This window comes from Mycobacterium sp. 050134 (genome assembly GCF_036409085.1).
Taxonomy (GTDB): domain Bacteria; phylum Actinomycetota; class Actinomycetes; order Mycobacteriales; family Mycobacteriaceae; genus Mycobacterium.
On record NZ_JAZGLV010000011.1, the window covers coordinates 30,490 to 54,293 of the forward strand.

At 65.6% G+C, this 23,804-nt stretch carries 19 protein-coding genes, 1 tRNA gene and 3 pseudogenes; 13 read left to right on the forward strand and 10 right to left on the reverse strand.

The window, feature by feature from the left end; genetic code table 11:
- Positions 1 to 16 precede the first annotated feature (16 nt).
- Together SKC42_RS14685 and SKC42_RS14690 are read right to left on the reverse strand one after the other, a co-directional pair.
- Positions 17 to 751 (reverse strand): histidine phosphatase family protein, encoded by a 735-nt coding sequence (locus SKC42_RS14685; protein ID WP_330965034.1) that lies wholly within the window; start codon positions 749 to 751, stop codon positions 17 to 19.
- 93 nt (positions 752 to 844) lie between these two features.
- A complete protein-coding gene (locus tag SKC42_RS14690; protein ID WP_330965035.1) occupies positions 845 to 1,147 on the reverse strand; it encodes a hypothetical protein in 303 nt (100 codons plus the stop codon).
- A gap of 153 nt (positions 1,148 to 1,300) precedes the next feature.
- On the opposite strand from SKC42_RS14690, the gene SKC42_RS14695 reads away from it, so the two are divergent.
- From SKC42_RS14695 to SKC42_RS14705, 3 genes are read left to right on the forward strand one after another with little or no spacing between them, the layout of a single operon-like run.
- Positions 1,301 to 2,320 carry a YncE family protein gene (locus SKC42_RS14695; RefSeq protein ID WP_330965036.1) on the forward strand — a complete coding sequence of 340 codons (1,020 nt, stop codon included), beginning with the start codon at positions 1,301 to 1,303 and terminating at the stop codon, positions 2,318 to 2,320.
- 53 nt (positions 2,321 to 2,373) lie between these two features.
- Positions 2,374 to 2,580, forward strand: a complete 207-nt coding sequence (locus tag SKC42_RS14700; RefSeq protein WP_330965174.1) for a DUF5703 family protein — start codon at positions 2,374 to 2,376, stop codon at positions 2,578 to 2,580.
- A gap of 26 nt (positions 2,581 to 2,606) precedes the next feature.
- Positions 2,607 to 3,683: a quinone-dependent dihydroorotate dehydrogenase gene (locus tag SKC42_RS14705; protein ID WP_330965175.1), complete on the forward strand. Its 1,077-nt coding sequence runs from the start codon at positions 2,607 to 2,609 to the stop codon at positions 3,681 to 3,683.
- On the opposite strand, the pseudogene SKC42_RS14710 reads toward SKC42_RS14705, so the two are convergent.
- Positions 3,655 to 5,004, reverse strand: a pseudogene (locus SKC42_RS14710) (HNH endonuclease signature motif containing protein). The gene SKC42_RS14705 and the pseudogene SKC42_RS14710 sit on opposite strands and share 29 nt — an antisense overlap.
- A gap of 171 nt (positions 5,005 to 5,175) precedes the next feature.
- On the opposite strand from SKC42_RS14710, the gene SKC42_RS14715 reads away from it, so the two are divergent.
- A complete protein-coding gene (locus SKC42_RS14715; protein ID WP_330965037.1) occupies positions 5,176 to 7,008 on the forward strand; it encodes a PE family protein in 1,833 nt (610 codons plus the stop codon).
- An 18-nt stretch (positions 7,009 to 7,026) separates the two neighbouring features.
- Here SKC42_RS14715 and SKC42_RS14720 read toward each other — a convergent pair whose 3' ends face one another.
- Positions 7,027 to 7,557: a YbhB/YbcL family Raf kinase inhibitor-like protein gene (locus SKC42_RS14720; protein WP_330965038.1), complete on the reverse strand. Its 531-nt coding sequence runs from the start codon at positions 7,555 to 7,557 to the stop codon at positions 7,027 to 7,029.
- Between the two features lie 29 nt (positions 7,558 to 7,586).
- Positions 7,587 to 8,954 carry a M20/M25/M40 family metallo-hydrolase gene (locus SKC42_RS14725; protein ID WP_442932152.1) on the reverse strand — a complete coding sequence of 456 codons (1,368 nt, stop codon included), beginning with the start codon at positions 8,952 to 8,954 and terminating at the stop codon, positions 7,587 to 7,589.
- Positions 8,955 to 9,052: 98 nt separating this feature from the next.
- Between SKC42_RS14725 and SKC42_RS14730 the strand changes: the two genes are divergently transcribed.
- A tRNA-Leu gene (locus SKC42_RS14730) sits at positions 9,053 to 9,138 on the forward strand.
- A 77-nt stretch (positions 9,139 to 9,215) separates the two neighbouring features.
- Here SKC42_RS14730 and SKC42_RS27745 read toward each other — a convergent pair.
- Both SKC42_RS27745 and SKC42_RS14735 read right to left on the reverse strand, forming a co-directional pair.
- Positions 9,216 to 9,395: pseudogene (locus SKC42_RS27745) on the reverse strand (recombinase family protein); the annotation flags it as partial.
- Positions 9,396 to 9,739: 344 nt separating this feature from the next.
- On the reverse strand, positions 9,740 to 11,155 hold the full coding sequence (locus SKC42_RS14735) for an amidase (protein ID WP_330965040.1): 1,416 nt from the start codon (positions 11,153 to 11,155) through the stop codon (positions 9,740 to 9,742).
- A gap of 113 nt (positions 11,156 to 11,268) precedes the next feature.
- Between SKC42_RS14735 and SKC42_RS14740 the strand changes: the two genes are divergently transcribed.
- From SKC42_RS14740 to SKC42_RS14770, 7 genes and pseudogenes are all read left to right on the forward strand, one after another.
- Positions 11,269 to 12,054 carry a crotonase/enoyl-CoA hydratase family protein gene (locus SKC42_RS14740; protein ID WP_330965041.1) on the forward strand — a complete coding sequence of 262 codons (786 nt, stop codon included), beginning with the start codon at positions 11,269 to 11,271 and terminating at the stop codon, positions 12,052 to 12,054.
- 163 nt (positions 12,055 to 12,217) lie between these two features.
- Complete coding sequence (locus SKC42_RS14745; RefSeq protein ID WP_330965042.1) at positions 12,218 to 12,844, forward strand: TetR/AcrR family transcriptional regulator; 627 nt, start codon at positions 12,218 to 12,220, stop codon at positions 12,842 to 12,844.
- Complete coding sequence (locus tag SKC42_RS14750) at positions 12,841 to 13,449, forward strand: TetR/AcrR family transcriptional regulator (protein WP_330965043.1); 609 nt, start codon at positions 12,841 to 12,843, stop codon at positions 13,447 to 13,449. Before SKC42_RS14745 ends, SKC42_RS14750 begins: the two co-directional genes overlap by 4 nt.
- A gap of 362 nt (positions 13,450 to 13,811) precedes the next feature.
- Positions 13,812 to 13,933: pseudogene (locus SKC42_RS14755) on the forward strand (crotonase/enoyl-CoA hydratase family protein); the annotation flags it as partial.
- Positions 13,934 to 14,162: 229 nt separating this feature from the next.
- Positions 14,163 to 14,894, forward strand: a complete 732-nt coding sequence (locus tag SKC42_RS14760; RefSeq protein WP_330965044.1) for an enoyl-CoA hydratase/isomerase family protein — start codon at positions 14,163 to 14,165, stop codon at positions 14,892 to 14,894.
- Positions 14,895 to 16,314: 1,420 nt separating this feature from the next.
- Positions 16,315 to 18,030 carry an acyl-CoA dehydrogenase gene (locus SKC42_RS14765; RefSeq protein ID WP_330965045.1) on the forward strand — a complete coding sequence of 572 codons (1,716 nt, stop codon included), beginning with the start codon at positions 16,315 to 16,317 and terminating at the stop codon, positions 18,028 to 18,030.
- Between the two features lie 150 nt (positions 18,031 to 18,180).
- On the forward strand, positions 18,181 to 19,137 hold the full coding sequence (locus tag SKC42_RS14770) for an HNH endonuclease (RefSeq protein ID WP_330965046.1): 957 nt from the start codon (positions 18,181 to 18,183) through the stop codon (positions 19,135 to 19,137).
- Positions 19,138 to 19,198: 61 nt separating this feature from the next.
- Here the strand turns inward: SKC42_RS14770 and SKC42_RS14775 are convergent, their stop codons facing one another.
- The 3 genes from SKC42_RS14775 to SKC42_RS14785 all read right to left on the reverse strand — a co-directional run bounded on the left by SKC42_RS14775 (position 19,199) and on the right by SKC42_RS14785 (position 22,940).
- The gene (locus SKC42_RS14775) at positions 19,199 to 20,899 is read right to left on the reverse strand and encodes a CocE/NonD family hydrolase (protein WP_330965047.1); all 1,701 of its coding nucleotides are present in this window, start codon (positions 20,897 to 20,899) and stop codon (positions 19,199 to 19,201) included.
- 98 nt (positions 20,900 to 20,997) lie between these two features.
- Positions 20,998 to 21,978: an NmrA family NAD(P)-binding protein gene (locus tag SKC42_RS14780; protein WP_330965048.1), complete on the reverse strand. Its 981-nt coding sequence runs from the start codon at positions 21,976 to 21,978 to the stop codon at positions 20,998 to 21,000.
- Positions 21,975 to 22,940, reverse strand: a complete 966-nt coding sequence (locus SKC42_RS14785; RefSeq protein WP_330965049.1) for an NmrA family NAD(P)-binding protein — start codon at positions 22,938 to 22,940, stop codon at positions 21,975 to 21,977. Before SKC42_RS14785 ends, SKC42_RS14780 begins: the two co-directional genes overlap by 4 nt.
- Before the next feature lie 153 nt (positions 22,941 to 23,093).
- Here SKC42_RS14785 and SKC42_RS14790 point away from each other — a divergent pair, with 153 nt between their 5' ends.
- Positions 23,094 to 23,465 carry a winged helix-turn-helix transcriptional regulator gene (locus SKC42_RS14790; RefSeq protein WP_330965050.1) on the forward strand — a complete coding sequence of 124 codons (372 nt, stop codon included), beginning with the start codon at positions 23,094 to 23,096 and terminating at the stop codon, positions 23,463 to 23,465.
- Positions 23,466 to 23,804: the final 339 nt, after the last annotated feature.

Genomic DNA, 23,804 nt, shown 5'->3' on the forward strand with positions numbered 1-23,804 from the left:
CGTCGGCGCGGCCGGATCAATCCGTGGAGCCGCCGACGACCGCGTCGCTCGGGGATGCCGCCGCGGCCGGCTGCGGTTGCGCTTCCCCGTCCTTCTTCGGTGGGGGCCCCGCCCGCAGCGCGGCCGACAGCCGGGCACCGGTGTGGTTGACGTGCAACACAAACGGGCGCATTTCGGTGTAGCGGATGACGCTCACGGAGCTGGGATCGGCGGTGACGCGCTGAAACCCGTCCAGGTGCATGCCGTACGCGTCAGCGATCACGGCCTTGATGACGTCGCCGTGGGTGCACGCGACCCACAGGGCGTCGCCGCCGTGCTCCGCCCCGAATTCCTGGGCCAGCCGGCGGTCGTGCTCGCGGATGGCGGCCACCGCGCGCGCCTGGACCTCAGCCAGGCCCTCGCCTCCCGGGAACGTCGCCGCGCTGGGGTGCGCCTGCACCACCCGCCACAGCGGCTCCTTGGCCAACTCGCCGATCTTGCGGCCGGTCCATTCGCCGTAGTCGACCTCGGCGAGCCGCTCGTCGACGAGCGGCTCCAGGCACAACGCCTCGGCGAGCGGCTCGAGGGTGCGCCGGCACCGCAGCAGCGGCGAGCAGATCAGGGCGCGGATCGGCAGATCACCGATCCGGTCGATCAACCCGACGGCCTGTTCGCGGCCCTTGTCGTCGAGGTCGACCCCCTCGGAGCGCCCGGCCAGGGTGCCCGCGGTGTTAGAGGTGGAGCGGCCGTGCCGCAACAGGATGACGGTCATATCGCGGGGCCTGAACCCTCCCAGCTGGGCGTCGCCGGAACCGCAGTCACGACGACGACCGTACCTGGTGTCGGGGGCCGCAACCCGGCGTAGCTAGTGTGACACCGCCACGGCGTGCGCGACGGAATCGCGCACCGCCGCGGTCAGGCTGCGCGCGTCGGTGAGGTCGATGTCGACCAGGCTGCGCACCGCCCGCGCGACGACCTCCTCGGCCTGCGGAACCGGCCCGGCCAGCCGCGGCCGGTAAATCTCGACGACGAGCGATCGGTGTTCAATGTGGAATGAAAAACTACGCCCATCACCGACTTGCCCATATCCGCTGGCGAAAATTCCCGCGGTCATGTCTTCGACAGCAAACTCTTTCTGTGCGATATGCCGGTCGGCGATGACGGTCATGCCGTGACCATACCTCGCCTATTGGACCAAATGCATTCAACATGGCCATATTGGATGCGAAACCGTTCCTTACGATTTCGCTTACGCGAGGGGAAATAATTGCTGTCCCGATCGGAGGGCCGTAGATCGCCTGGCAGTCGACGCGCCGTAAAATTGCTCTCTTTGCTGGCCAGCGCCGCGGCACTGTTGGCATGTTCGTCGAGTCCGCTCTCCAGCGCGCCTCCCACCATCGAACCGGCGAAGGCGGCGCAGTCGCCGCCGGTGGCGCAACAGCCGGCGGGTGTGGTCCGTCCGCTCGGCGGTCAGGCGGCCGCGGCTACCTTCGACGGCGGGACGCACCAACTGGCGGTCCTGACGCCCGGCGCGGACCCGGCCGCACCCGCCATCATCACGGCGTTCGGCGAGCCACAGGCGGCGCCGCGGGTTTTCACCCTTCCCGGGCCCGCGACCGCGCTGACCTGTGACGGCCACGGCACCGCGTACCTCGCGACCCGGGGCGGCTACCTCGTCGTCGACTTGTCCGACGGCCACCCGCGATTCGTGAGCGTCGCCGGGGCTCAGCAGGTGGACTTCACCGCCATCGCCCGTCGCGCCGACGGCAGGCTGGCGCTGGGCAGCGCCGACGGCGCCGTCTACCTCTTGCAGGCGCCGGACAGCACCGGCGCGGCGGCGGCCGTCGCCAGCCGGAACAAGATCTTCGCACGGGTCGATTCCCTTGTGACGCAAGGAAACACGACGGTGGTGCTGGACCGGGGCCAGACGTCGGTGACATCGATCAGCGCCGACGGCCGCGCCGAGCAGGCGCTTCGGGCGGGGACGGGGGCGACCACGCTGGCCGCCGACCCGCTCGGGGTGGTGCTGGCCGCCGATACCCGCGGCGGCCAGCTGCTGGTATACGGCGTGGATCCGCTGATGCTGCGGCAGGCCTACCCGGTGCGCCAGGCCCCGTACGGGCTCGCCGGATCCCGCGCGTTGGCCTGGGTGTCCCTGACCGCTTCGAATATGGTGGTTGGTTACGATCTGTCCACCGGAATTCCCGTCGAAAAGGTGCGATACCCAACCGTGCAGCAACCGAACACACTGGCCTTCGACGAGACGTCGGGCACCTTGTATGTGGTGTCGGGGTCCGGGGCCGGAGTCCAGGTCATCGAGCACGCGGCGGGCGCGCCGTGACGAGCGGGACCGCGCCGCGGTGGAGTCGGCTGCCGGCCGGGTGGGAAGCCGACATGTCGGACGAATACGAGTGGGTGCCATTGCGGCTGCCTCCGGATGTCACCCGGATCAGCGCGTCCATCCGGTTGTCGATCGAGGCGGAATACCGTGGCTGGGAGCTGACCCGGGTTCGGCTGTACACCGACGGCAGCCGACGAGTCTTGTTACGTCGCAAAAAAATTCGACTGGACAAGCGGCTACCCGACCAGCCCGAGCTGTGACGCCCGCCCCCTCCCGCGGCCACCGGGTGTACGGCGTGGTCCGACGGCTGCTATTCGCGATCCCGCCCGAGCGCATTCACGCGCTGGTGTTCGCCGTGCTGCGCGGCGTCACGTCGGTCGGCCCGGCGCGGCGGTTGTTGCGTCGGCTGCTCGGCCCAACCGATCCCCTGCTCGCCAGTACCGTCTTCGGGGTGCGGTTCCCGGCGCCGCTCGGGCTGGCCGCGGGGTTCGACAAGGACGGCCTTGGGTTGGGCACCTGGGGCGCGCTCGGATTCGGGTATGCCGAGGTCGGCACCGTCACCGCGCGTCCGCAGCCCGGCAACCCCGCGCCGCGGATGTTCCGGCTGCCCGCCGACCGCGCGCTGCTGAACCGGATGGGGTTCAACAACCTTGGGGCGGGAGCGCTGGCGATCCGGCTCGCACGGCATAGCCACGACGTCCCGATCGGGGTCAACATCGGCAAGACGAAGACGACCCCGCCCGCCGAGGCGGTCGACGACTACCGGGCCAGCGCGCGGCTCGTCGGGCCGCTGTCGTCGTATCTGGTGGTCAACGTGAGTTCGCCCAACACGCCGGGGTTGCGCGATCTGCAGGCGGTCGAGTCGCTGCGGCCGATCCTCGCCGGCGTCCTCGCCGAGGTGTCGGGCGGCCCCGGGGCACCCACTCCCGTGCTGGTGAAGATCTCGCCCGACCTCTCCGATTCCGATGTTGACGACATCGCCGACCTCGCCGTCGAATTGGGGCTGGCGGGCATCGTCGCGACCAACACCACCGTGTCGCGGGACGGCCTGCTCACACCCGGCGTCGACGAGCTGGGGCCGGGTGGCGTATCCGGTCCGCCGGTCGCCCGTCGCGCAGTCGAGGTGCTGCGCCGGCTCTATGCCCGCGTCGGCGGTCGCCTGGTGCTGATCAGCGTCGGGGGCATCGAGACGGCCGACGACGCCTGGGAGCGGATCACCGCGGGAGCGTCGCTCTTACAGGGCTACACCGGGTTCATCTACGGCGGGGGCTTGTGGCCCAAGCACATTCACGACGACATAGCCCGCCGACTGCGCGACGGCGGGTTCGCCTCACTCAGCGACGCGGTTGGCTCGGCGATCTAAGCCGCTCCCCCTCGTCCGCATCTTCGCCCTCTTCGTCGTCCTCGTCGTCTTTGGGGGTGAGGAGTTTCTCGGGGTGATGGTGGGTGTCGGTGCGGGGTTGGCCGTGGCCTTGGTGCGGTGGGGGGATCCATTGGGTGGTGCCGTTGGGGTGTTTGCGGGTGGTGTAGCCGTGGTCGAGAAGGCGGTGGTGGGGTGTGCAGGCGAAGGTGAGCTGGTTGATGTTGGTGGTGTGGGTGGTGGCCCAGTCGGTGACGTGGTGGACTTCGCAGTAGTAGCCGGGTTGGTCGCAGCCTGGTGCGGTGCAGCCGCGGTCTTTGGCGTAGAGGATGAGGCGTTGGCCGGGTGAGGCCAGCCGTTTGGTGTGGTAGAGCGCCAAAGGTTTGGCGTCGTCGAACACGGCCAGATAGTGATAGGCGTGGCGGGCCAGGCGGATGACGTCGCTGATGGGTAGCCGTGATCCGCCGCCGGTGCGTCCGGTCCCGGTGGCGTTGTGCAAATCCCGCAGGGTGGTGGTGACGATGATGGTGGCCGGTAGCCCGTTGTGCTGGCCCAACTTGCCGGAGGCGAGCAGGGCGCGCAGCGCGGCGGTCAGGGCGTCGTGGTGGCGTTGGGCGGCGCTGCGGGTATCGCGGCGGGCGGTGTCCTGGTCGGCGGGGCCGTCGATGACGGGCTGCTCGTCGTCGGGGTTGCACTGGCCGGGGGCGGCGAGTTTGGCCAGCACGGCTTCCAGGGTGGCCCGCGCCTCGGGGGTCAGCAGGGCGCGGAGTTCGGACATGCCGTCGGGGCCTTGGCGGCCCAGGGTCAGGCTGCGGCGGCGGGCGCGGTCGGTGTCGGTGTAGGTGCCGTCGGGATTGAGGCAGTCGGTCAGGGCATCGGCCAGGCCGGCGAGGTGGTCGGGCCGAAACGCGGTGGCGAGCCGGGCTAGGTGGGCTTCGGCGCATTCCCGGGTGGCCGTCGCGTTCGGCGGCCGCGGTCGCTTCGAGTAGCGGGGGCAGGGGTTGGCCGGTCAGGGCACGCCGCGGGCCCAGGTCGGCGGCCTCGGCCACCCGCCGGCAGGCCTCGCGCGGGTCAGGCCCAGCCGGTCGGCCACCACGTGGCAAAGCCGCCCGCCCAACTGCTCAGGATCGGCCTGCTCGGCGAGTTGATTGAGCAGCTGATGGCCCGGCACCCGCAACCGGCGGCCGTCCACCTCAAGGCGCGCCAACAACATCAACCGCTCCGGACACGTCAGGGCGTCATAGGAGTGCTCCAGGACGCGCGAGACCGCGGCGTGCAACGCGGCGAAATCCGCCTCGAACTCAACCCGATCACCCGAACCCATGTTCGAAACATTAGTCACACGCACCGACACAAACCGCCGATCTTGTGCCCCCGAGGCAAATGGACGGAATCGTGCGAGGTCGCGTGCCACCGCTGGGCATGTGTCCAACAATCCGCGGGTGTGCTTATGATCACAACGTCGGGTTCGGGGCCTGAAGTCGAGGAGACATCCATGTCCTTTTTGACCGCAGCACCCGACGCAGTGACGGCGGCGGCCGGGAACCTGGCGCACATCGGTTCGGCGCTCGAGGAGGCCACCGCCGCTGCGTCCGGCAACACCACGGCGATCGCGGCCGCGGCCGCCGACGACGTGTCCGTCGCGGTCTCCCAGCTGTTCGGCACGTTCGGCGAGGACTTCCAAGCCCTCACCGCCCAAGCGGCGGCGTTTCACAGCGCCTTCGTCGGCGTGTTGAACGGCGGCGCGGCCGCCTACCTGAGCACCGAGGTCGCCAACGCCGAGCAGGCTCTCTTTCCCGTGGGCGCCGTCGCCGTCCCCGCGGCCACGCTTCCGATCATCGGTGACCTGGGCGGACTCCTCGGCGGCACGGGCGGCACGGGCGGCGGGCTCCTCGGCGGCTTGGGCCCGATACTCAGCGGTAGCCCGCTCGGCCCGATCCTCAACGGCGTCGGCCAGGACGTCGGCGGTGTGCTGTCGGGCATCCTGGGCGGCAGGCCGGTCTCCCTGCTGACCAATCCGCTCGGACCGGTCTTGCAAACGATCTCCGGGGCCTTCGCGGACGTCCCGGGGCTGCAGGGACTCGGGGCGCTGCTGCAACCCGCCCTCCCGGGCTTGTTCGCGCCAGGCACGCTGCCGTCCCCCGCCAATGACCCATGGGCGGTCCTGTTCACCCAGACCCAGGCCAACCTGCAAAACCTGTACACCACCTGGTCGGCCGACCCGTTCCCGTTGCTACACCAGGTCGTCGCCAACCAACAGGGCTACGCGCAGCTGCTGGGCGGTCAGATGGCGTTCGCGCTGCAGAACTTCCCCACCACGCTGGCGAACGCACCGGCGACCCTCCAACTGGCGATCCAGCCGGCGTTGCACTTCAACCTGGCCGCCGCCGCACAGGTCTTCGTCAACCAGCAGCTCGGCTGGGCCGGGACCATCACCGCGTCGTTGCAGAAGGCGGGTGTGGACCTACAGACGACGTTGCCAGTGTTCCAGGCCAACATGGGGCTTGCCGCCCAGGCGATCGCGACGGGTAACTACCACGGCGCGGTGCAGGACGTCACCCATGGCATCCTGGGCCTGTTCGTCAGCGGATTCGACACCAGCAACCTGTCGAACATCACCGTGCTCGGCCCGGGCGGGGACCTGCTGCCCATCCTCGCCATCCCGGCGCAACAGGCCCAGGCCTTCGCCGGCCTGTTCCCGCCCGCTTCGATCCCCGGCCAGATCGCGCACAACTACCTCAACGCGGTGTCCACGCTGACGAGCTCGACCACGTCGACGAGCTTTGGATTGAACCTCTTCAACCCCAGCGGGAACGTTTTGCAGGCCGACGCCTTCTTCGGAACGCCCTTGTCGCTCGCCTTCTCCTTCCTCGGGGCGCCCGTCTCCGGACTGAACGGCCTCGCAACGGGCGCGACGGTGCTGTCGGCCGCGATACAAACCGGCAACGGCACGGCCGCGGCCGGCGCGCTCTTCGACATGCCGGCCTACGCGTTGAACGGCTTCCTCAACGGCGAAACGATCGTCGACCTGGCCCTGCCGGTGAGCACATCGACTGTTCTCCCCAGCTTCCTCGGTCCGCTTGGTCAGTCCCTCTCCGCGATCCTGGGCGTCGCCGGCATCGACCCCACCATCCCGATCGTGATCCACCTGCCGTTTGACGGGCTTCTCGTGCCGCCGCACCCGATCTCGTCCACGGTGGACGTGACCGTAGGAGGCGTCCTCAACCTCCCGATCAGCCTCACGCTCGGCGGCACGCCGTTCGGCGGCCTGCTTCCCTTGCTGGTCAACGACCTGCCGCGGCAGGTCGCGGCCGCGATCACGCCGTGAGAGCGGCCTGAGAGCGGCCTACGTCTGCTCGTAGGTGGCGTGAATGACCGCGCGGGCGATCGCGTGCTGGAACAGGTTGAACCCGAGGTACGCGGGGCTGGCGTCCTCGCTCAGGTCGAGCTTGTCGACGTCGACGGCGTGCACGGCGACGTAGTAGCGGTGCGGGCCATGCCCAGGCGGCGGCGCGGCGCCGAGGTAGCGGCGCATTCCGGCGTCGTTGACTAGCGTCAGCGCGTCTCCGGGCAGGTTGCTGCCGTCACCGGCGCCCGCCGGCAGCTCGGTGACGTCGGCCGGCAGGTTCGCCACCGCCCAGTGCCAGAACCCGGACGCCGTCGGGGCGTCGGGGTCGTAGACAGTGACCGCGAAGCTACGCGTCTCCGCGGGAAAACCCGACCAGCTGAGCTGCGGGCTGACGTCTTCCCCGCCAGCCCCCATGATGCCGCTGACCTGGGGTTTGGCCAGCGGCTGACCGTCGGTGATCGAGTCCGAGGTCAGGGTGAAAGTCGGCAGCTGCGGCAGCGAGGCGTACGGATCGGGCGCGGTGCTCATGAACGGTCCTCTCGTGTGATCGGCTTGCTCTAGCAGTGTGTCAGGAAGCGTGCCAGCACTTCCGTGCCGAACCTCAGCGCGTCGATGGGTACCCGCTCGTCGACGCCGTGGAACAGGGCGGTGAAATCCAGGTCCGGCGGCAGCCGCAGCGGGGCGAAACCGAAGCAGCGAATGCCCAAGCGGGCGAACGCCTTTGCGTCGGTGCCGCCGGACAGCATGTACGGCACCGTCCGGGCGCCCGGGTCGAGCGCGAGCAGCGCAGCGTTCATGGCGTCGACCAGGTCGCCGTCAAAAGTGGTCTCGTACGACTCGAAATCCCTGATCCACTCGCGGGTCACGTCCGGGCCGAGCAACTCGTCCACCTCGGCCTCGAACGCCGCCTTGCGGCCGGGCAGGATGCGGCAGTCCACCACGGCCTCGGCCGTCGCCGGGATGACGTTGGCCTTGTAGCCGGCCTTGAGCATCGTGGGATTCGCGGTGTCGTGCAGCACGGCCTTGAGCACGCGGGCCATCGGGCCGAGCTTCTCGATCATCCCCTCGAGGTCGGGTGAGTTCACGTCGAAGGACAGGCCGGTCTCCTCGCTGACGGCGGTCAGGAACTGGGCGACCGTGTCCGTCATCACCAGCGGGAAGCGGTGCCGCCCCAGTCGGGCGACGGCCTCGGCGACGGCGGTGACCGCGTTGCGGTCGTGGGCCATGGAGCCGTGCCCGGCTGGACCCCGCGCCGTGAGCCGCATCCAGGACAGGCCCTTCTCGGCGGTCTCGATTACATAGAGCCGGCGCTCGCCGCCGTCACGGCGCGGCACGGTCAGGGAAAACCCGCCCACCTCGCCGATGGCCTCGGTGATGCCGGCGAACAGCTCGGGACGGTTGCGGACCAGCCACTGCGCCCCGTAATGGCCGCCGTGCTCTTCGTCGGCGAGGAAGGCGAACACCAGGTCGCGGGGCGGCACGATCCCGGCTTGCTTCAACTGCCGCGCGACCACGATCATCATGCCGACCATGTCCTTCATGTCGACGGCGCCGCGGCCCCAGACGAACCCGTTTTCTACCGCGCCGGAGAACGGGTGCACGCTCCACTCGGCCGGCTCGGCCGGTACCACGTCGAGATGCCCATGGATGAGCAGAGCTCCCCGCGAACTGTCCGCGCCGGGTAGGCGGACGAAGACGTTGCCGCGCCCGGGCGCCCCGGATTCGACGTATTCCGGCTGATAGCCGACGTCGGCGAGCTGCTCACCGATCCACTGGGCGCATTCCGCCTCGCCTCGCGTCGTCTCCGGCTCGCCGGTGTTGGTGGTATCGAACCGGATCAGCCTGCTGACGACCTCGACCACGTCGTCGCTGGGGTGGACCGGGGCCTCCCCGGCATCAAGGGTCACAACCACCTTTCCTACCATCGGCGCCCCCGCGCGGCTCGCGGGCTGACCGGCACCCACCTGGCTTGGGTCTGCGCACCCCGATCCGCTAGCCTTAGCTGCCAACTCCGGTTGGTTTTGTCCGAGTGGCGGAATGGCAGACGCGCTAGCTTGAGGTGCTAGTGCCCTACTAATGGGCGTGGGGGTTCAAGTCCCCCCTCGGACACACGACTGAGGCGAGCGAAATGAACGCTCGCGTTCATTTCCGAGCCGATGGAGTGTGTTGAGCGGCGAAGCCGCGATCACACATCCGGCGACACGACTCAGGTCGGCCGTCACCTTGACCCGTCGCAGGTAGGGGTCGTAGTCAAGACGCAAACCTAGGCTTGCATACACCTGTGCCCGTTCCGCCCCGGTTGCCTGACCAAGCACGGCTGACAGGCCGCCCAACTCCTCGACCAATTCGCTGATCTGCGCGGCAGATCTCGAAGACAGCTATCTTCCGGGTACGTGATGGTGTCGGTGTTATCGGTCGCGAATAGCTCGGCCTTTGATGAACCTGATTGTGAATAGTCGGGTGCATCGCTCGCGACGCCATGGTGATCGCTAAGCCTGGCAACGTCACCCAAAGGCCAGCAGCCAAGCCGCCAGCGTCACGACTAGCCGTTGCCACTTCGAGGCGATCATGTGGCAGAACTCAGTAAACGGGATGATGAACGTCGGCGTTGATACGAGGGCGGAGCTTGTCCGATGTCCGGGGCAGGCGGCCTTCATCATCGGCGGGGTAGAGCACATCGAGAGGCGCCGGGGCGGGGTCGCTATCACTTTCACCCGCAACGCTTTCCGCGCGCGTCGAACCGCGGCGGCCAAGATGGCCAGTCGACAGCCGATTGATAGGCATGGCCGACGCCCAGCACGGTGGCCTCGTCGAAGGGCCTGCCCACCACCTGCAGACCGATCGGCAACCCGGCTCTGTTGAACCCGCATGGCACTGACAACGCGGGCAGGCCGGTGAGGTTCCCGGGGGCGCAGAACCGGATGTAGGCCTCCACTGGCCCCTCGATGACGCCGTCGGGCCACGACGCCTCCGGTTTTCCGGCATCCATCGCCACAACCGGCACCGTCGGGACGATCAGGACATCGATGTCGTCGAAGAGCTCACGCCATTGTTGACGGATGAGGACCCGCTTACGTTGCGCGCGAAGGTAATCTGTCGCGGACACCGACCCACCCGCCCGCAATGCCTGTCGTACGTCGTCGGTGTAGTGATCGCCGTGCTCGCGCAGCATCTGCTCGTGATAGCTGGCGGCCTCGGGCAGCATGATCCCGAATTGGGTGGGCATCACCTCGTCAGCCATCGGCAGCCGGGCTTCTCGTAGCCGCATACCCAGCGCCGCGAGCCGGGCGCACGCCGCTTCGACTGCGATCCTGACTTCAGAGTCAACGTGCTCGGTGAAAAAGTTCACCGGGACTCCGGCCGTCATCCCGGCCACCTCGCGCCCCAAGCAGGCCGAAAAGTCGGGCACGCCCACGTCGACCGAACCCGGGTCGCGTGGGTCGTACCCGGCCATCACGTTCATCGCCAGTGCCGCATCCTCGACGGTGCGCGTCAACGGGCCGGCGTGATCCAGGGAAAACGCCAAGGGTGTGATGCCCGTCAAAGACACCCGGCCGTACGTCGGTTTGAGCCCCACCGTGCCGCATAGAGCCGCGGGGATGCGGATTGAGCCGGCGGTGTCACTGCCCAACCCGAGGACGCACGCCCCGACCGCAACGGCCGCCGCCGAGCCACCGCTGGACCCTCCCGCGATGCGATCCGGACGCCACGGGTTGTGCGTTTGGGGCGTGACGACTCCCAAGGCGAACTCATCAGAATGAGTGCGGCCCACCACCACCGCCCCGGCCTCCCGCAGGTTCGCGACGACGACACTGTCTTCGTCGGGTATATGGTCCGCCCGGACACGTGAGCTGGAAGTGCTCGGCACGCCGGCCATGTCGTAGATCTCCTTGACCCCGACGGGGATTCCGTGCAGGGGCCCACAATATCGACCTGCCGCGATCTCTCGTTCCGCCCGAGTCGCGGCCCTGGCGGCCAATTCCACGGTGACGTTGCTGAATGCGTTGATCTGCGGGTTGACCGCAGCGATGCGGGCCAGCACGGACTCTGTCAGTTCGACCGGCGACAGCGCCTTGGCCCTGATCTCCTGAGCGGCCGCGGCCAACGTCAGTTCGAAAGGTTCCATACTGCGGCTCTTCCGTTCCTTGCGATGCACGGCGCACCCCGTTGACGGTACAGTCTAGACGAATTAGTCTAGACGTAAATGAAAATGTCCGACAGGGCGAGGAGATGTGCCAGATGAGCCAGGAGAGTAAGCCGGGGGAAGTAACGTTGGCCGTGGATGGCCGCATCGCGATTATCACCGTCGACAACCAAACGAAGAAGAACTCCTACACCCCCGAGATGATGCGCCAGCTCGCTGGTCATCTCACGACGTTCGACGAGGACGACGATCTCTGGGTAGCGGTGTTGTGCGCGGCTGGTGAGAACACCACCGCTGGCTTGGACATGCCATTGTTCTTCGGCCCGGGCGCTGACGCCGAACTCGATCCGTCCTTAGTGGACCCGTTCGGTTTGGGCCGTCCCGCCACTAAGCCGGTGGTTGCTGTCGTTCAGGGGCTCACATTGACCGTGGGCATCGAGATGATGCTGGCCGCTGACATCGTCGTTGCTGCGGATACTGCGGTGTTTCAGCAGTTGGAGGTGGCGCGAGGGATTGCTCCGCTGGGCGGCGCGCACTTCCGGTATCTCACCCGTACCGGCTGGGGTAACGCGATGTATCACCTGATGCGGGCGGACCGCTTCGATGCGCAGCGCGCGCTGCAATTGGGGTTCGTTCAGGAGGTCGTGCCGTTTGGTGAGCAGCTCAGCCGCGGAATCGAGTTGGCTCGCGAGATCTGTGCCAACGCACCATTGGGTGTTCGGGCGACGAAGGCGGCCGCGTTCACGTATGCCGCGCAGGGTGAGTCCGCCGCGATTGCCGCGATCGACGGCGTGAAGTCCTCGGTATTCGAGAGCGAGGACTTCAAGGAAGGCATCCTGTCGTTCGTTGAGCGACGTGCAGCCAACTTCCAGGGCCGCTAACGGCGGATGTGACCGTGCGGGTGCTTGTTTCGCTCCGCGGCGAGGTTTCGGCCCCGGCGTCGAGCCTGCTTACGCCGCGAGGTGCGGGTGGCGGGGCGAGCCAGGGGTCGGCGGTGCGCGCGAAGGAACGGCGATGCACCCATTAGGCTGCCGATCAGAATCAATGGTCGAGGAGTCTGAATCTGCTGTGTCCCCCGCTGGACGCTCAACCCCATCGCACAAGGAGCGTCTCCTTGCGGCCGGCATCAGGATGCTGTACGCGAAGGGCTATCACGGCACTACGGTGGACGCCCTACTCGAGGACGCCGGAGTGCCTAAGGGCTCGTTCTACCACCACTTTGGATCCAAGGAATCGTTCGCTCTAGCGGTGCTGCAGCGTTACGAAGACATCCAATGCGAACTGTTGGAGCGCTGGTCAGGTCGTCACGACCTCAGTGTCCCCGAACGGCTCGCGGGCTACCACCGCGACGTCGTCGAAAAGTCTTTGTCAAGGGAGTGGCAGTTGGCATACCTGCCCGGGAAGCTGTCCAACGAGCTTGCCGCCAATTCCGAGCCGTTTCGAGCGCGTCTTTCGGCGGCCTTCGTCCACTGGGGCCGTGCCTTGGAAGAGTTACTCGCCGAAGGACAGCGAAGCGGCGATGTGCGTGCTGACCAGCCCGCCGGCCGCCTCGCGGACGCGGTGATCGCAATGATCGAGGGCGGATTCGTTTGTGCGCTGTCGTTGCGGCAAAGCGAGGATTTGACGGCCGTGACGGTCGGACTGGGTGACTTGGTGAAGGCAAGACTGTGACCGCGATCGATCACGTTCACCCGATATCTCACCGCGAGGCCCTGCTGCAGGAAGGCATGGCACAGATCTTCGCCAACGGGTATCACGGCACGACGGTGGATGGCTTACTGAAAGCCACCGGTGTGCCTAAGGGCTCGTTCTATCACCACTTCGGATCCAAGGAAGCCCTCACCGAGAAAATCTTGAACCGTTATGGGGGTTTCCACCGCAATCTTCTAGCTTCCTGGGCTGAACGTGACCTGCCCACCCCGGCGGTCCTGTCGGGATACTTCCGGGAACTCGCGCGGATCGTCGTCGAGTCCGGTTACCGCCAAGGCGAACTCGCGGGAAAGCTGGCCACCGAAATCGTGGATCCCGCCGACCCGCTGCACCAGCAGATTGCCGAGATCGTGCGTCAGTGGCGCGCGCAATTAGAGAAGATTCTCCGCGTCGGACAACGGCGCGGAGATACCAGGACCGACCGCGACGCGCAAGCGCTCAGTGCTTGGCTGCACGCGCTAATGGATGGCGCCTTTGTCGTGGCGCAGTCCACGCGCGATGCGGATTCCCTGGAATCGGTGGCCACCGCGATCGAGCACCTGATCGCGGTGCAAGCCGTCGGCTGACGGCTTACGGGGGCATCTGCCGTCGGCCCATCGGTCTCCTCACCGTGGGCGGCACGAGTCGGCGTCGATAGTGCGGTGTTCGATCTCACGACACTCACGCGACTCTCATTGTGGTGCTCATCCCGCCGTCGAGGGGAATCACCGCGCCGGTGATGAACCGCGACGCGCGCGCCGACAGAAGATGGACCGATCGCAAGAGTCCGCGGTTGACGCCTCAGTCTAGACTGTATAGTCTAGTTCAGGTAGAGGTCGCCGCCGACACACCGTGACGACGATCTTTCATCCGATGAAAGGCAGTTATGCGCCAGCCAGCCACCATCGATTACGGTTCCTGCTGCGGCGCGTCATTGATGGACCGGATCCTCGAGATCACCCGTGGCATCTACCCATTCGGCGGCGCCACAGTCCGCCTTCCGCGCGCGGCCGGCTCGGCAACGCCATGCGCTCGATGCTGACCGCCGACGCCGACACAGCAGCCCGCGCCGCCATGCCTACGACAGAGCACTAGAACCCATTGACCGGCACTCCTCCCAGGTCATGTCGGCGTAGAGCTCATCCGCAGCAAGTGGACGATCCGGGTACTGGCGACACCCACACTCAAGATGGGCCGTCAGTTCGCCGAACAGACATGCAGCTCAACCATCGAATTCCTCTACGCAGCAGAGCAATAACTCACGCCCAGGAGAAACCGTGGCCGACCCCAGCACCCCGCCATGACCATCCTTACCGACGACACGACGCCTGGCATCCGGATCCTCACTATAAGTGAACCGTCAACACGCAACGCGATGACGGCGGCCACCTACCGACAGCTCACCCATGCGATCGCCGACTCCGACGAACGACCGGGCCTCCGAATAGTCATCATCACCGGCCACGACAAAATCTTCACCAGCGGAACCGATCTGCGCGACTTCCAAGACCACCCCGACACCACGGCTGCGCTCGCACTCCTGTACGCCCTAGCCGGCGCCGAGATACCCATCATCGCCGCGGTCGAGGGACACGCCATCGGCATCGGCACCACCATGCTGCTGCACTGTGATTTCGCATACGCCGGCGCATCAACCAAATTTGCACTGCCATTCACCCGACTCGGCCTCAGCCCACAAGGCGCAACCTCGCTCCTGTTACCGCGCAACGCCGGCGACAAACGCGCCAGCGCCATGCTCCTATTCGGAAACAACTTCACCGCCCACGACGCCCAAATCGCCGGCATCATCAACGATGTCGTCGACGACGGTACAGCGCTGGCCACCGCACTCGCAGCCGCACACCAACTCATCGCGCTACCCGAAGAATCCGTGCGCATGACAAAGCGCCTGCTGCGCGACCGTGACGCCATCCTCGAAGCCATCACCCGAGAAGCCTCAATATTCGCCAAACAACTCCGGTCTCCAGAGGCGCAGTCGGCCATCAGTCACTTCTTCAACGACCGGACCTAATCGCAGCCAACTCCCACTGCGGTCATCGTCTCAACCAGCGACCTTCAGCGAGGTCCGAACCGCCTGGCGCCCGCGGTCATCGCGCCTGTCGGGCGGAATCGATCGGGGCACAGCGCGTCAACCCGGCACAGAAGGCAGTCGAGACCGGCGTAATCGAGGACGGCATCGGTCAAAGTCGATGCATTTCGCGTGCCATACGCGAATCTTCGAGGAAATCAGCTCGAGGCGGATAATGCCGTCGCGCCTGCTCTGAGCCCTGCGGTGCGGTGGCGAAGAGACGGCGGATCGCCGCCCTAACAGCACAAGTCGCACGTCGAGGCCACCCATGGGGTGCGACCGACACAGCGGCCGCGGTGGCGAAGATGACCCGTTGAGCTGTGATGAGAGTCGGACCCGTCTGCATCGCAACGACTTGGGCGGATGGCTCCGTTTCGAGGAACACTTCTGCGCGCTCGATGTCGTTTGGCGGCAGCGGCTCTGCGTCTGGTGACCTAGACATGTCGGGTTTCCTTGTTGTGGGTGTGGCCGAGCCGTGAGCGTCACCAAGATCCGTGGTGTTTCTTGCCGAATTCTTGGATTTTTCGACGGCCTGTCGTCACGCATTGGGCCGCCTCAGTGAACTGTTATTGAGCTAGACTAACTCGTCTAGACGATATAGTCAACTGTCCGCTGAGTGAAACCCGTTGTGCTCCAACTGCACATCGGCCCGCAATCCTGCTGATGTCACTCGAGCCCTTGCCCAGGGGTTTATGAGGGTGGCGTTGAGCAGGCCGCTGCCCTGACCGGTCCGCCTCGCCTGCCGGCTGTAGCCGAATCTGCCTCAACGTCGGGGCGTCAACGTTTGGACTGCGGCAGTCGCGTGGTTGGCACTAGCTGTCGGCGGCGCCCGCAGAGCCGCGGATCTCGTCGTACTGTTGTCGCGCCCGATCGATCTCGGTAGTAAACCGCGCGGGCACAACGACTTCGGACTAGACCGCCGCGTACGAGGTCGTGCAGTGTCGCCGAAAGCGTCTTGCCCGACACCTCGGGGGTTTCGAGGGGCCGGGTGGCTGAATCCCAACTCGACCGACCCGGCCAGCGACTCCCGTGAGAGCGACCCACGTGTCGCCCCATCTTTGCGAGCAGGAAGCGGGTGGAGCCATGGTCGCGGACACCATGGCGCGGGCAGGCATGCGCCGCCACGCTGGTCGTCGAAGATACCGTGCACGTGCGCGGAAAACGCTGGTAAACAGCGTGTTTGGTCGCATCGAGCCGCCCGGCAGATGTGGTCACCGTTTAACCGGCCGTGAAAGATCCGTGTTGACGGTTTAGTCTAGACGATATAGTCTACATCGGTAGGGGCGCCCACACACTGCGCCCCCTTGCGGGGTCGCCGTCGACACACCGTGACGACAATTTCTCACCCGATGAAAGGCCGCTCATGTACCAGCCACCGATCGACGATTACGAATTTCTGCTGCGGCACGTCATCGACGGACCCCGAATCCTCGAGAACACCACCGCGGGCGAATTCAAGATCGATGACGCCAGCGACATCCTCTCCGGCGCCGCAGCATTAGCCGTAGAGACCTGGCATCCCCTCAATAGCGTGGGGGATCGCCTCGGCAACAAGCTCATCGACGGCGTCGTCGTCACGCCACCGGGCACGATCGAGGCCTACCGCACGCTCGCAGACGCTGGATGGGTGGGCGTCACTGCTCCGAAATCTGCTGGCGGGGAAGGTCTTCCCTGGATCGTCGCCAATGCGCTCAATGAGATATGGAGTGCGGCCAGCGTGGCGATGTCCCTGAGCATCGGATTGTCGATGGCGGCCATCGGCGCAATCGACGCCTCCGCAGACGAGCACCTCCGCGCAACCTACCTTCCTGCGATGATCGCCGGACGGTGGACCGGCACCATGAACCTCACCGAGCCTCAGGCCGGCACCGACCTCGCCGGCATCCGAACGATGGCACGCCCCAACGACGACGGCACCTGGGCGGTCAAGGGACAGAAGATCTTCATCACGTGGGGGGATCACGATCTCACCGAGAACATCGTGCATCTCGTGTTGGCCAGAACGCCCGACGCACCCGAGGGGCTAGGCGGGTTTTCCCTGTTCTTGGTGCCCAAGTTCCTGGTGAACGCCGACGGCTCCCTAGGGCGACGCAACCACGTGCACACGCTGGCGCTAGAACACAAACTCGGCATCCACGCCAGCCCTACCTGCGTACTGGACTACGACGACGCCACCGGCTTTCTGATCGGTGGCCGCCACGCCGGACTATTCGCGATGTTCGTGATGATGAACATCAGCCGCGTGGGCACCGGCGTCCAGGGCCTCGGAGTGTCGGACCGCGCCTACCAACAGGCCCGCGACTACGCGGCCGAACGCATCCAGGGCAGGGTCGTCGACCGCCCCGAGAGCGCCCCCATCGCCGAGCACCCCGACGTAACCCGCCTGTTGACGTCGATGGCCAGCATCATCTCGGCGATGCGCGGCTTGTCCGTCCAGGTGGCCGAATGGCTCGATCTGGCACCCACCGACTCGCAGGCCGCACAACTCGCCGAACTCTTCGTCCCAGTGCTCAAGGGCTGGTGCGCCGAGACCTCCTTGCAGGTCACCTCCGACGCCGTCCAAGTTCACGGAGGCGCGGGATTCATCGAGGAGACCGGCGTTGCCCAGTACTACCGCGACGCACGGATTTTGACAATCTACGAAGGCACCACCGCCATCCAAGCCAAGGACCTCGTCGGTCGGAAGGTCCTCCGCGACGGGGGCGCCACCGCCGCAGCAGCGTTGGCGGCTATCAATGCCACCGTCGAAGTCCTGCACCAGACCGACCATCCCGTCGCCGCGCGCACCGCACACCGCCTAGAACGCGCCATCGCCTCAGTGCAACACAGCACTCGCACCATGTTGCAATTCGGCGAAGCGCACCGCAAGCGCGACGCCTACGCCGGAAGCGTCGCCTACCTACTCAGCTGGGGCCTGCTCGGCGGCGCCTGGATGCACGCACGGATGCTCGCGGCCGCATTGAGCGACAGCGACCAGCACACAGAGCGACGCGTTGCCGAAGCCGACTTCTATGGGGCCCATCACCTCAGCCGAATCGGCTGGCTCGCCGAGACCATCGAAGCCGGCGAAACCGCCTGAGCGCCTCGACCAAAGGGGCGTCGACATGCCTGAAACCGTCATCGTATCGGTGATGTGCTCGGCCATTTGCATGGCGGGAACGGGATCGCTGAGCATCGCGCGGCCTCTATCTCGCCCTGAATCAGACAGCGAAGGACCACGGGTAGTGAGATGAGAGCATTGGGGATTGCGGCGGCAGCCGCCATAGCATTCGCACCCTTCTCGTTGGTAGCAACCACACCCTTTGTGGCGCATGCGACTCCATTTCCCGACGCTGGGGCAGATCCCAAAGGGTGCCAGCGGTTCCCGTTTTTGCTGCCACAAAATCGTGTCCGGATAGGGCCCGCTCTGCCGGAGGCCGGCGGCGACCGCAACGCCGGTGCTGACCCCACCGACCCTTCCGCCAAGTCCTCCTCGCCCGAGCACGCTCCCCGCAGGGCCGCTGACGAAGAGCCGACCCCACCCTGGTGGCGTTCGGTGCTGCTGCGATACGGGGTACTTGTGACATCTGCGAGCCTGATCGCCTGGGGTCTCGGATTGTCTTCACATCACAGCACCGGCACCCCACCGATCCCGTCCCGGTCACGGTCGCGCCGGGCCGGTCCCGGCGCACTGACCGTCAAATCCGCTCTCGCTCCGACGTTTCCGACGATCGATCATCCAGACTCAGCAGTAAAGAGGAGGGTGCTCGTGGAGGCGGGCCATAGATGCGCCATCCCCACCTGTCGGAACCCAACGACCGAGATGACTCACATCCCGCCTGAATCACAGAGCCAAAACGACTCGTTCGAAAACCTCATTGCATTATGCCCAGACTGCCAAAAGAAGGAAAACGATCCGCAGTCGATCCGCATGCACAAGCGCAATCTCGGGATCTTGAACAGCCGCTACTCTGATTTCGAGCGCCGGGTGTTCGACCAGATTGCCGAGACCGACCAGAGATCCTTCATTGTCGAGGCGGGTTTGGAGATCCCTCTCCTGCACGCGGTCAATGACGGGTTATTGAAACGAATCGAACTGTCAACCAAGGCGATCCACCGCGGTCAACCAACCCATTACAAGTACGAAGTCGCCGATGCTGGGCTGAACTTCGTCAGCCGGTACATCCAGGGCGAAGACATCTCATGAGGCGCCGCAACGGCACCGTCTTCCCAATACGGACAAGGTCTTTGTCCGAATGGACATCGGATCAGACGGATCGTTTGGGGACCACGGGAAGGATGATGCGCGATGGCCGCTCCGCATCATGGGCGATCTGTTGTTGTGCGCTACGCATGTTCGATTTGTCCCCGATTGGCTCGCCGGCGTTGAGGTTGCGGGCCCATCGGGGAAAGTTGCTGGATGTGACGTGTACCCGGATGCAGTGTCCTGCGCGGAAGACGTGGCTGGTCGACCACAGGTCCACTTCTCGTGCGGCGAAATAATCCGGCTGCGTGGCGGAGCGCACGATGCCGTCGACGAGGTTTCGCGACGTGCCCATGAGGTCGACGTCGCACACGCGGACGACCCAGTCGGTGCTAGGGACATCAGTGGCCGCATGTAGCACGGCGCGGACGCGGCCGGTAACCTCTACGTCCTCGGTCAAAGGAGCGGTTGTGTATACAAGCACGTCCGGCCGGGATTCAACGTTCGCTTGGTTCACCGGTCCGGGCCGAAACTCGTTGGACATCAGCAGAGCCCCGCCTGCAGTTATAACAGGGTCGGCCGGGTCGTATCGAAAGCTGTCGGCGCCTTCTCCTTCTGCTGGAGGCTCCAGTTCTAGTCGCCCGTCGGCGCGCAGGAACAGCTCTGTTTGTACGGTGCGCGATAGCGGCCACTCCTGTTCCTCGCGCCACTCGTTTCGGCCCATGACGAATAGCAGTACCGGTGGCAATGTCGCTGACGCGGAAACATTTTCGCCTGTAGTTGAGGTCGAGTCGAGATGGTGTCGAAACCACGCCAGTTGAAGGTCAGCCAGCGAACCACGAAAGCCCATGAGCTCACCACTTGACGCGAGTCCGAAGTTGACATCACCGAGGTAGCCACTGTTGTCGGTATGAGCCCATGGCCCCATGATCAGGGTCGCGGAACGGCCCGCCGAGCGCATCGCCGTGAAATTGTCGAGTGTTCCCTGGCTGAAGATGTCATACCAGCCGCTAACGAGCAGAGTCGGCAACTCGACCTCGGCCTGCCGCCCGGCGACCCGGCAGAATGCAGCCCAGCTCGGATCCTCCTGTACGCGCTCGAATCCCATCTCACGAATTCCGTGCCGGGGGAAGGCGGGATGATGTTCGGCGGGTAACTCCCAATAGGCGTCGGTCGCAACATTGTCGATGTCAGCGACCAGTCCATTGATCGCTGCGCCAAGCGCCACCGGGTCGCTGGCGTGCCGACGCACCAGAGTGTCGGCCCCCTGTGACAATGACCAAGGCACCGTGATGCCTAGTTCGAGGACGCCGCCGCGGGAGAAGAGGCCGTCGAGAGGTTCTGACCAAGTCACCGCTGGTGCAATCGCCTTCAGCTCAGGCGGTTTCGCTAAAGCGGCCATCCATTGTGTATTGCCGAAATAGCTCGCACCGAACATCCCGACAACACCGTTAGCCCCAGGGAGGGTCGCGGCCCACCGCACAGTGTCGTAGCCGTCGTCGGCCTCGAAAGTCCAAGGCTCCCAATCCCCATCGGAGGTGAACCGCCCCCGGGTGTCTTGGACGACGACAATGAAACCACCCCGGGCCAGGCCCAGCGGATCTACGAAGCTGCGCAACGGGCCGGGTAGATGCTTGCCGTAAGGCAACCGGGTCAAAAGCACGGGCCAGGGCCCGGCGGGGACGGGCCGATACACATCGGCTCTTAGAACCACGCCGTCGCGCATCGGTGCGGCCACACTATGTTCCACGGTCACGTCATGCACAACTGACACCTTCCTTGCACGCGCTCGTCCTCGGGTCCGACTCCCCCATCCCCGATCGACTGATACTTATCGAGCCAGGGCGCCTAGGACTCACTGTGTTACTGCAACTCTCGCGTCGGTTGACCAATCAGCGTGGAAAGTGCCCATCGGACGGTTCTAGCGGGACGGCCGAGCAATGCCTCCAGTTCGCCGGTCGCCTTCTCGTAGAATCCGTCGGCGACCATCTGCACCAACGTGATGAGATGGTCGGCCGCGTGCGGGTTTATCGCGTAAAGCGCCGAGCGAATGTGCTTTTCGATCCAGTCGTCGGCGTCTTGCGGGATGTAGGACACGGGCCGCCCGAGTACCGCGGCGTAGTCCTCGGCCAATTGGTACATGTCGATCGCATGCGCGCCGGTAAGTGCATACGAACGACAGATGTGATCGGTCGGGTCGGCGAGGATGTTGGCGCACACGGCACCGACGTCATAGCCCGCGATCGGCGCGACGCGCTTAGTCCCGTAGGGCAGGCGAAGCTCGCCGTCGTCCATGATTGATGGCAATGGGAATCGCGACAGGAGAGGATTCTCGACGAAGATGGTGGCTCGAATGTTGACGACCGGCAGCCCCGACCAGTCAAGGACTTGCTCGGCGACCCAGTGGGCACGCTGCTGTGGCGACCATTGGGTTACGTTGGCGCTCAATACTTGTCGCCGTTGGGCGAGCGGAGCAGCCATCAGGCCGAAGGTCATGAACGCCTGCTCGTACTCGGACATGTTGACGAAAACTTCGATGTCTCCTTGTGCCCGTGCAGCGGCGGCCATCAGCGTCACCGCATCGGAGTAGTAGGGCGACAAACTCATGCTGAAGTACACGCGGCGGCAACCAGCCAAAGCTGCGGCGACGTCGGCGACGTCGAGAAGGTCGCCGACGAAGACCTGGGCGCCAACGCGGCGCAACGAGTCGGCGCGCTCGTCATCTCGCCGTACGAAAGCCCGAACCGGATAGCCCTTATGGATCATCATTTTGACGATCAGTGGGCTGACCGCGCCGACGTCCCCGCCCGCACCGGTGACCAGGACCGCTGCTTGCCGAGTCATCGCGTCTGGTCGCCTGACGTTACGGCGGCCAAGAAGTCGCCGCGATGCTCACGGATGAAGTCGGCGAAGCTGATGGGCGGCCGACCGAGCAAGTGGGAGAGCCGGTTGGGGTCCGTCTCGGCCATCGCTCGGAACCTGTCGCCGTCCTCGCGCCACATCTTGGTCGTCGCCGACAAATGCTGCACGGTGGTGGCGTCGGCGGCCTCACCCAGAATCGCCAACTGCTGGTTCCATTCATCCTCTGACAGCGGCCGATAGCTAATCGACTGAGATGTCTCCCTTCCGATCATCGCGGCGACCTCGGCATGGCTCATCAGCTCTGCGCTGGGAATGAGCGGCGTGCGCTCGGCGCCGAAGAGTTGCGGATCCAACAGGGCCTGAACGCATACTTCTGCGGCGTCCCGCCCAGCCATCCACTGGATGGGAGAGTCACCGTGGTAGCTCGCGAACTGGCCCGACTCTCGGATCGCGTGGCCGAAGAACACGTTGACCATCTCGTAGAAGTGGGCGGCGAACTTCAACGCCACCGCGCTATGAAGTGAGGTGGTGATCAGCTCGTCGGCGACATATTGCGCGCGCCCGTAACCGCTGGGGCTGTCGGCCTCGCTCGCGGTACCCATCGAGCAGACCACGACGTGTGGGTCGTTCCCGATTTCGCGGATGGCCGACACCAGATTGGCCGCCGCAGCAATCACACCCGCGGCGACGGGATGCGTGAACTGCACCGCGCTGACGTTCTCGAGCGCGGGCACTAAGGTGCGTCGGTCGGCGAAGTCCCCGAACACCACCTCCGCGCCTTGTTCCCGCAATGAATGGGCACGCTCGTCGTCATGCCTAACGAGCGTGCGCACCCTACGGCCGCGCTCCCGCAGCAACGTGACCACGGCGGCCGCGGTGCCCGTGGCCCTGCCGGTGGCGCCGAAGACCAAGATCAGATCGTTTTGACCGTTCTGCTCACTCATATCGTTGTGGACGCCCCATTTATGGCGACATGTGACAGGAGGGCCGCCGCAACGTGCGGCTCGGCCCAAGTCCACCGTGCCGCAGCCGGTTACTTGTAGTTCGCAAGTCACTAGAGAATGTACTCATGACGAGTTCACTTGTAAACTGCAAGCATGTCTGCGAGACGGCCGGGCTCCCGAGATGAACCGCACGCGAGGCGGTCCGAGTGCGCAATCGCCGGTGTCCTGGATATCGTCGGCGATCGCTGGTCGCTGCTCATCGTGCGTGATCTGCGGCTGCGCGGAAAGCTGCGCTTTCAGGACTTCGCGTCCATGGCTGGGCAAGAATCCATCCCCACCAACACGCTAGCCGCGCGACTTCGCCTTCTCGAAGAGGCCGGGATACTTACCCGCGAAAAATACCAAGACCATCCCGAACGGTTTGCGTACGAACTGACGAGCAAGGGCAGCGCGCTCGTGCCAGTCCTTGAATCGATGGCGGAATGGGGAGTTACCCACATCCCGCACACCCGCGGATTCCTCTGAGTAATCATCACTTCCGCCATATCAATATGGCACGCGGCGGGAGAGAAACACGCCGGCTCCCTGGAACCGAACGCGTGATTCGCCGGGCCGGCGGCCGGTCGCCGACGAGGACGAGCATGCCGGCGGTCGCGCAACTCGTACCGTCGTCCCCACATCCTCGACATCGAAGCCGCGGGCCTCCCACAACATACTTTCGTTTTACAAGTGAGCACCAAAAAGCTACATTGCTAATGACTTGCAAATTGCAAGTGATGCCGGCTACTGATGGCATCGGCCCGCACCGCCCGGCACACAAAGCCCGGCGGCGCGGCACTAGGGCCACCACGCCGCTCTTCTAGT